Here is an 8,436-nt window from a genome sequence, read left to right as displayed (position 1 = left end):
TTTACTATCTTTGGTTTAAGTTCGGAAAATTGCTGCGCTCTTTTCCGTAACGAAACCATACACAAATACGTTGGCAACAAGCTGAACCAAACTAACCGCAGAAAAATGAACAACCAAAAAAAAGGAGTTGAAGGAGAATCATTAGTTTATGATTTAGCTACTAATTCCTTTTTAAGTTATTGGTGTTTTGCAAATCCAAAAGACGAATTAGAAAATAAAAAAGAGATTTGTGATTTACTAATTCATTTCAATGGAATATTAATTTTAGTTTGTGTAAAAAACTACGAGTTTAAAGGAATTTATTCAAGATACTTTAGGAAATCAATTGAAAAGGATGTTCGTCAATTATATGGTGCTGAAAAGAAAATACTAACTTCCAATTATGATATCGAAATAAAAACTAAAGATGGAAGAAAACATATAATTAGAAAAGAAGACATTAATAAAACGCATAGAGTTATTGTTCATTTAGGAGAAAAAGTTCACTTCTACCCTTTCAACAAAAATACCAAGACTGAAAAATTTGTTCACATATTTGACAAAAATTCTTTCACTAATCTTACTGATTTTTTAGATACAATTAAGGATTTTGAGGAATATTTAGATAAACGTGAGCAAGCTTTTGGAAACAAAGAAGTTCTGATTTTACCAAGTGAAGAAGATGAGTTTGATTTTAATACTCATAAACAATTTATGGAAATGCAAACTCAAAAGGAATGGGTTAAAAAAAACATTCTCATTTCCGGAACTGAAAGCGATATTCTTGCTCATTATATAGAAAATGGTAGAGGATTTTCTGAACAAATAACATCGGATAAGTACGATGGTATACTGTTTCAAATAGACGGAAATTGGGACGAATTTATATCAAAACAAAAAGTTCAAAAAAAGCTACAAGATGACAAAGTAAGTTATTTCATAGACGAATTTGTAAAAAGGGAAGTTCTTCCTAATCCGAATGAACAAAGTATAAAATTCGCTAAAGAAATTTTATCCTTTAATAGATTTGACAGAAGAGTTATATCAAAAAACTTATTTAGTTTTATAGAAGATTACAATCATACTAAAGGCTCATATTTAGCAAGAAGATATGGAGAAATCGATGGAATTGCAATCATCTTCGTATTCTATACAACAGATATGACTCAAGAGCAAGTAAATTTTCTTTTACCAATTGTGATTGATACTTATGCTGTTTATACTAACTATAAACATAAAAAAGTGATTTTAATTGGAGCAACAAACGATTGTAAACAATTCAAATTTGGATATGACGAAATTGAGCCTTTTAGTAAAGAAGATGAAGAGTTAACAAGGGAAAATATTAAAGCTTTAAAATGGTTTACTAATATTAATGAAATAAAGTTTAATGAATTTGAATATCCAGATACTAAAGAATAAAGCCAGTTGCCAACACCGTGTATAATTAATTGCTTGGTTATAGCCTACTTACGAAAGTCCTTGCGGACTTTCTATCTGTGATTTATTTGCTAACTTTAGTGCTTAAACCACGCAACTAATCATACACAAACACGTTACCACACATTTGCCAAAAAACCTATGAAAAAGACAATATTTATAATTTTAATTACATTTTTTTCAATCCAAATCAATGCTCAAAAAGTTGATGGAAAAATAGAACAACTATTAGAATTAGATGGAACGATGAGTAACATTGAGAAAATAATCACACAAACAATTGAATATCAAAAACAAAATAATTCCGGAATTTCAGACAATTATTGGAAAGCATTAGAAAAAAAAGTTAGTGAAAAGTCTTTAGAAGAACTCAAACAATTACTTATTCCAATTTATTCCAAAAACTACACTGAAAACGAAATTAATAATCTGATAACTTTTTATAATTCAGAAACTGGGAAGTTAATTATCCAAAAACAACCGATTATAATGAAGGAATTAAATTTACCATTAATGCAGTGGTCACAAAATTTAGGTTCTTATGTAATTGAGGAAATTGAAAATAAAGGTAAAAACGAATCAAGTTCTAAAGAAGGAGAAAAATTCAAAACAGAATTTAAAGCAAAATATGGATTACAAATACTAAATCTTACTGACCTTAAAATTGACAAAGAGAATAATATTGGAGATTTATTAATCGACTTTGGAAAAACGGATGGTAAAGAAGATATTACCAAAATCATTCGAGTAAAAAATAATTCAAATAAAGAAATTGAATTTAAAGAACCGAAATTTTTAAGTAACGAAGTTATAAGATTTGATTTAGGAAACAAACCTCTTCAAATCGGAGAAATAAGAGATTTAAAGATTACTCTAATCGCTGAATTAGCCGAAAGCGAAAGTTATTCGTTGTCGAGTATTAATTCAAGTAATGGGAATAAAATTCGATTCGGAATTAAATATGATGCACCTGCAAAAGAAATTAGTTATGAGGTTTTAGATAGAACATTAAAATTTAAGAAACTTAAACAAGAATTATCTAAACCATATATTTTTGTTTTAAAGAACACAGGAAAAAAAGACTTTCATATTTCCAGTATAGAAATAGACAAAGAAATTGCTTATTTAAGTTATAATAAAGAAACTATTAAGCAAAATGAAGAATCTAAAATTAGAGTTATTTTTTCAAACGAATTAATTAAAAAAGAGAAAATTAAAGATTTGAAATTAAAACTTGAAGTTGATTTAACAAAAGGAGAAAAAAGAGGATTTTCAAATTTTGCAAATGAAACAATCGAATTAACAATCGAATAAAAAACGTGTGGTAACACCGTATATAATTTATTGCTGGCTTCTCGCCTACTTACGAAAGTCCTTGCGGACTTTCTTGGTCGATAATTATTTACTAAATTAGTTGCTTAAAACACGCAACAAACCATATACAAAAACGTTGCCAGTAATACCCAGAGACATTCCGAATTAATGAAAGAAATATTTACTCCAATAAGTTCAGAAGATAAACTACATAAAAACTTCAAATTTGTTAGCAATAATAAACTTATGCAACCTGCGAAATTATTGATTGAAGAAATCACATCCAATATGGACGATAATGATGGGAATTTTATTCAACAATTTCAAACTACAGGTTTTAACTCTAGACTTTGGGAAATTTTTCTTTTTAAGTTCTTATCAGTAAACGGATTTAGTTTTAATAATAATCATAACAGACCTGATTTCCACGTTGAAAAAAATCAGATTGATTTATACATTGAGGCAAGTCTTTCTAACGAAGTAGAGAAAGAACTTTTCACTAGAGAGTATATTGAAAAAGCCGAAAAAGAGAATGACTTAAAAGTACAGAAAGAACTAATTGAACACTATATAATGAGAATGGGAAGTGTTCTATATTCAAAATTACAGAAAAAATATTGGAAACTTGATTGGGTGAAAAATAAACCTTTGATTTTAGCCATAACACCAGCACATAATCATATGGCAAGTTTTATGCCTGACGCCAAAATTATCGAATATCTATATGGATTATCATATGAATCAAAATCAACTGATTCAGAATTAGTTCCACTAGAACTAAAAAAAACTGAAGTACATAAATATAAAGAAAAAGAGATTCCATCGAACTTTTTTTCATTGGAGAATACAGAAAACATAAGTGCTGTTCTATTTACTAATAATAGTGATTTACATAAATTTAACAGAATGTCATATCAAAATGGAATGTCGGATTTATCTTTAATTATGGAAAGAGTTGGCTTAGCATTTGACCAAACGCCAAGTGCATTTCCTGTTAAATTTTCTCAATCAATAAAACCAGGAGAAATAAAAGAAGATTGGAATGAAGCTGTATCACTTTTTCATAATCCAAATGCAAAATTCCCTATCGATAAAGGTTTATTTGGTAATATAAGAGAAATTTGGATAAATGAAGATGGAGATATCGACGGAACAATACCTGAATTTTTTCCTTTCAATTCAAAGACAGGTTGTGCAATAATCGAATAAATACTACTGGCAACACCGTGTATAATTAATTGCTAGTAAAAGCTCACTTGGGAAATTCCTTCGGAATTTCTGCCGTTCGTGTTTTATTTAGTAAATTAGTTGCTTTAACACTGCAACTAATCATACACAAACCGTTGGGCACAATTATGAAAAAAACAACGACATTTCTAATTCTCTTTCTTTTTTCGATTTTATTAAATGGACAAAATTTAATAAAAGGACAAATTGTTGACCAATATGGAAATGATTTTATTGCTGATATAATTATAAATAACCAAAAAGTAGATGTTGACTTTGATACAGGAACATTTCAGTTCGAAACTGAAGAAGAAAATGCTATAATTAGTGTTAAGTTTCAATTCTACTTAAATGTGGAATATAACATTGAATTGAAAAAAAAATTGACTGATTTAGGTAAAATATATTTAATCAGCGAAATCTTCTGGTTGGATGGACCGAAAAAAGGAACAATAACTGGAAATTATAAATCGGGTTTACCAAAATATAAGATTGAATTAAAAAATTGGAATTTTAATGGTCTGACTGAATATTTTAATGACAAAGGTGAACTAACTCAAAAGATTATTTACAAAAGAGGAAAACCGAAGGAAATTTATAATCGAAAAAATGGAATAATGAAAAAACTCGATTTTGAATTTGACAGAAGGAAAAGAAAAATAACTGTGCCCAACAACGTGTATAATTAATGGCTGGTTCTCGCCTACTTACGAAAATCCTCGCGGATTTTCTATTCGGTTTTTATTTGCTAAATTAGGTGCTTAAACACGCCACTAATCATACACAAAACCGTTGGGTTTCATTAACAAAAAACCGTAAAAATTCAAACTTTTAGATTTTTAATTGATTTTAAAATGTTGGAAAAACTTGTGGAAAAACTATATCGGAATTTTTCTCAGAAAACCGTAAAAAAATATAATTTTCTAATTTTAGTTTTATAATAATATTTTTCAAAATCAGAAAAATTCCAGTTGAGAATTGTTCTGTTAAAAGTTGGAGTATTTAAAGTTAAATTTTCAATACTCCTACTCTAGAGAAATCTCAGAAAGAATAAAAATAGAATTGAATGCTAGAGGAAAAACAAATCGTGGAATTTAGCAAGTTTGCGGAATTTAAATTCTTTATGAATAATTGCGGAAAAGTAAAATTAAAACAGAATTGAATACTAAAAAAAAGAGAATAAATCGCGGAATTAAAATTATTTATGGAAATAATTGCGGGAAAATTATTTCAACAATAAAAAGTAAAACAGAAAACTAACATAACGAAAACCCAACAGCGTGTATAGTTCATTACGGGGGATTTTCTTACAGAAAATCCTCGCACTTTCACTATCTTTGGTCTAAGTTCGGAAAATTGCTGCGCTCTTTTCCGTAACGAAACCATACACAAGTACGTTGTGGTGCATTTAAGAGCCGTAATCAAAAAACATAATCAACTCTAAAAAATAAGATATGAATTATTCAAAACATTGTAATTTATGTGAGAATGAAATCACAAATCTTGAAAATGGATTGACTTGTAGATTAACAAATAAAAAACCTAAATTTGAGAATATTTGTACAAAAATTAACTTGAATAACAAATTTCAGGAAAAATTAGAAAGAACCAATCTTGAATTAGAGAGAATAAAAAAAAAGAAAAAATCAGTTCATTTGAATTTTTACTTCATAATAATTATTGGTTTTCTTTTAATAATTGGAGGAAATATCTTTGTTAGAAAAAATTTTCATAGTGTTTATACTCTATACTATTCATTTGGAATTATAAGTACAGGAATTACATTTTTAGCAGTTGGTTATAATAAACTTAATAAATATAGAAAGGAGTTATATAACTCAGAATATGAGAAATATGAAATAGATGAATTCTATGAAAAATATGGAATTGTTTATAAAACTGAATTCATATTTAAAGAAAAAATACACGGAATACAAGAAGTAATCGTGAAAATAGAATTTAAAAACTGGAGAAAAAAACGAACTTCAACAACTTATAAAATCAATTGTTAACGAATAATATTTAGAAAAAAACGACACCACAACATCGTGTATAATTAATGGCTAGTACTCGCCTACTTACGAAAATCCTCTCGGATTTTCTATTCGGTTTTTATTTACTAAATTTAGTGCTTTAAAACGCCAAAAATCATACACAAAAACGTTGTACGCAAGCTGAAAAATGAGCAAAACGATTAACGAAATAGAAAACCGATTAAAGAAATATCCAGAAGCAGAATATGAATTAAATGCGGAATCAATAACTGTGAATCCAAAAAACGAAAGCGAATTTCCAGTTACTCTGTCTGATAATGGAAATGGGAATTTTACTGTTGCGTTTGACTTTTGGCACGAGGAATTTGATAATGAAAATGACGCTCTGAATTGCTTTGCGTTCGGACTTTCCAAAGATTGTCGCCTAAAAGTGACCAAAAAAGGAAATAAACCCATAAAATGGACTGTGGAATCTAATGAAAACGGAATTTGGAAAGAGGACAGTACAACAGGACTAATTAACTTGTCTTTTTGGAAAAAATCGGAATTTGAATTTTTGCAGAACGATTTGATAAAAAGTATTGCGGAATAAAAAGCCAGCGTACAACACCGTGTATAATTAATTGCTTGGTCGCTGCCGACTTACGAACATTCCTTCGGAATATTCTATCTGTGATTTATTTGCTAAATTAGTTGCTTAACCACGCAACTAACCATACACAAGACCGTTGTGCTTAATCTAAAACCGAACTCAAAAATTCATGAAATCACCATATAAAAATATTAAAATCGATTACTGGACTTTACCAGATGGAACAGATTTCAAAGGAATTGAGAGTTTCATCGATGAAGTTGATAGTGATTATTTTTTAACTGTTAGTAAAAAACGAACTGATACACTTGGTGGAGGATTATATGAATTCATAATTGAAATTAGTGAAGATTTATCAATTAGAGAGTTATCGAAAGGTTACATAGAAGACGGAATAAAGCTTTATGTTGGTTATCACGCTAAAGCCATTTATAATTCTTTAAAAACATTATTTGCAAAAAACCCAGATTTAAGACCAAGCGTTGAAAAAATATCAATAAAATTTAAAGATTGTAAAATTATATTTTATGAGGTTTATAAAAATGGAATAGATGAAAACTTTGAAGATGTTATAAAGTACTTGTTTGAATTTGCGTCGTCTAACAAGAAAGAATTTAAGAAAATTAAAGAAATTCATATACCAATCTTTAAATATCGAGATTGTTACGAACTTTGTGATTACAGAGTTAAATTGAATGTTGATGAAAACATAGAAAGCTTTACAAACAAAGATTATACAGCATTTTGGGGAATTCGATTTAAAAAGAAAAAAAAGGTGTACGATTTGAAAAATCAAAAGCTAATTAAGGAAAAATTTTATACTCAAAAAGAATACGATAAACTATTTGAAAAGTCAAGGGAATAAATCAAGTGGAAAAAGACTAAGCACAACACCGTATATAATTTATTGCTAGTTCTAGCTTGCTTACGAAAATCCTCGCGGATTTTCTATTCCGTTTTTATTTGCTAACTTAGTTGCTTAAAACACGCAACAAACCATATACAAACACGTTGTACGCAAGCTGAAAAATGAGCAAAACGATTAACGAAATAGAAAACCGATTAAAGAAATATCCAGAAGCAGAATATGAATTAAATGCGGAATCAATAACTGTGAATCCAAAAAACGAAAGCGAATTTCCAGTTACTCTGTCTGATAATGGAAATGGGAATTTTACTGTTGCGTTTGACTTTTGGCACGAGGAATTTGATAATGAAAATGACGCTCTGAATTGCTTTGCGTTCGGACTTTCCAAAGATTGTCGCCTAAAAGTGACCAAAAAAGGAAATAAACCCATAAAATGGACTGTGGAATCTAATGAAAACGGAATTTGGAAAGAGGACAGTACAACAGGACTAATTAACTTGTCTTTTTGGAAAAAATCGGAATTTGAATTTTTGCAGAACGATTTGATAAAAAGTATTGCGGAATAAAAAGCCAGCGTACAACACCGTGTATAATTAATTGCTTGGTCGCTGCCGACTTACGAACATTCCTTCGGAATATTCTATCTGTGATTTATTTGCTAAATTAGTTGCTTAACCACGCAACTAACCATACACAAGACCGTTGCCAGCAATACGGAAAAAATTGCATACATCATATTTCGTACGTATATTTGTACTTTAAAAAATACAATATTATGCAAATAGCAACTGTTTCTGACTTTAGAAAGGATATTAAAAGTTACTTGGACAGAGTAGCTAAGAACTTTGAGACTTTAATTATAAACCGAGGAAAAGATTCTGGAATTGTAGTTATGTCATTACAAGAATACAATTCTTTAATGGCTACAAATCACGAACTTTCTTCTCGAAAAAATGAAACACGATTAGATTCTGCGATTGACAAACTAAAAAGCGGAATGACTTTAAACAAAGATCTAATCG

9 protein-coding genes are annotated in these 8,436 nt (G+C 28.9%); all 9 read left to right on the top strand.

The genetic code is table 11. The annotated features are described in order from the left end of the window. Window positions 1-105 precede the first annotated feature (105 nt). On the top strand, window positions 106-1,401 hold the full coding sequence (locus tag Q4586_RS13765) for a hypothetical protein (protein WP_303529939.1): 1,296 nt from the start codon (window positions 106-108) through the stop codon (window positions 1,399-1,401). A 159-nt stretch (window positions 1,402-1,560) separates the two neighbouring features. Next, window positions 1,561-2,733 (top strand): DUF2059 domain-containing protein, encoded by a 1,173-nt coding sequence (locus Q4586_RS13760; RefSeq protein ID WP_068704889.1) that lies wholly within the window; start codon window positions 1,561-1,563, stop codon window positions 2,731-2,733. Between the two features lie 168 nt (window positions 2,734-2,901). Beyond that, window positions 2,902-3,942, top strand: coding sequence for a hypothetical protein (locus Q4586_RS13755; RefSeq protein WP_303529938.1), 1,041 nt, complete (start codon window positions 2,902-2,904; stop codon window positions 3,940-3,942). A gap of 146 nt (window positions 3,943-4,088) precedes the next feature. Continuing rightward, window positions 4,089-4,649, top strand: coding sequence for a hypothetical protein (locus Q4586_RS13750; protein ID WP_303529937.1), 561 nt, complete (start codon window positions 4,089-4,091; stop codon window positions 4,647-4,649). A gap of 765 nt (window positions 4,650-5,414) precedes the next feature. After that, complete coding sequence (locus Q4586_RS13745) at window positions 5,415-5,972, top strand: hypothetical protein (RefSeq protein ID WP_303529936.1); 558 nt, start codon at window positions 5,415-5,417, stop codon at window positions 5,970-5,972. A gap of 169 nt (window positions 5,973-6,141) precedes the next feature. Next, the gene (locus Q4586_RS13740; protein WP_303529934.1) at window positions 6,142-6,546 is read left to right on the top strand and encodes a hypothetical protein; all 405 of its coding nucleotides are present in this window, start codon (window positions 6,142-6,144) and stop codon (window positions 6,544-6,546) included. A 169-nt stretch (window positions 6,547-6,715) separates the two neighbouring features. Next, on the top strand, window positions 6,716-7,411 hold the full coding sequence (locus Q4586_RS13735; protein ID WP_303529935.1) for a hypothetical protein: 696 nt from the start codon (window positions 6,716-6,718) through the stop codon (window positions 7,409-7,411). Window positions 7,412-7,575: 164 nt separating this feature from the next. After that, the gene (locus Q4586_RS13730) at window positions 7,576-7,980 is read left to right on the top strand and encodes a hypothetical protein (RefSeq protein ID WP_303529934.1); all 405 of its coding nucleotides are present in this window, start codon (window positions 7,576-7,578) and stop codon (window positions 7,978-7,980) included. Between the two features lie 209 nt (window positions 7,981-8,189). After that, on the top strand, window positions 8,190-8,436 hold a 247-nt coding region (locus Q4586_RS13725), incomplete at its 3' end, for a type II toxin-antitoxin system Phd/YefM family antitoxin (RefSeq protein WP_303529933.1).

The sequence above is a fragment of the Tenacibaculum soleae genome, from assembly GCF_030549005.1.
Taxonomy (GTDB): domain Bacteria; phylum Bacteroidota; class Bacteroidia; order Flavobacteriales; family Flavobacteriaceae; genus Polaribacter; species Polaribacter soleae.
Note: the sequence above shows the minus strand (reverse complement) of the source record. Positions and strands in the feature narration are given on the sequence as shown.

Coding starts and splice junctions, on each gene's coding strand:
- Q4586_RS13765 (WP_303529939.1), top strand. CDS start 106: ATGAACAACCAAAAAAAAGGAGTTGAAGGAGAATCATTAGTTTATGAT.
- Q4586_RS13760 (WP_068704889.1), top strand. CDS start 1,561: ATGAAAAAGACAATATTTATAATTTTAATTACATTTTTTTCAATCCAA.
- Q4586_RS13755 (WP_303529938.1), top strand. CDS start 2,902: ATGAAAGAAATATTTACTCCAATAAGTTCAGAAGATAAACTACATAAA.
- Q4586_RS13750 (WP_303529937.1), top strand. CDS start 4,089: ATGAAAAAAACAACGACATTTCTAATTCTCTTTCTTTTTTCGATTTTA.
- Q4586_RS13745 (WP_303529936.1), top strand. CDS start 5,415: ATGAATTATTCAAAACATTGTAATTTATGTGAGAATGAAATCACAAAT.
- Q4586_RS13740 (WP_303529934.1), top strand. CDS start 6,142: ATGAGCAAAACGATTAACGAAATAGAAAACCGATTAAAGAAATATCCA.
- Q4586_RS13735 (WP_303529935.1), top strand. CDS start 6,716: ATGAAATCACCATATAAAAATATTAAAATCGATTACTGGACTTTACCA.
- Q4586_RS13730 (WP_303529934.1), top strand. CDS start 7,576: ATGAGCAAAACGATTAACGAAATAGAAAACCGATTAAAGAAATATCCA.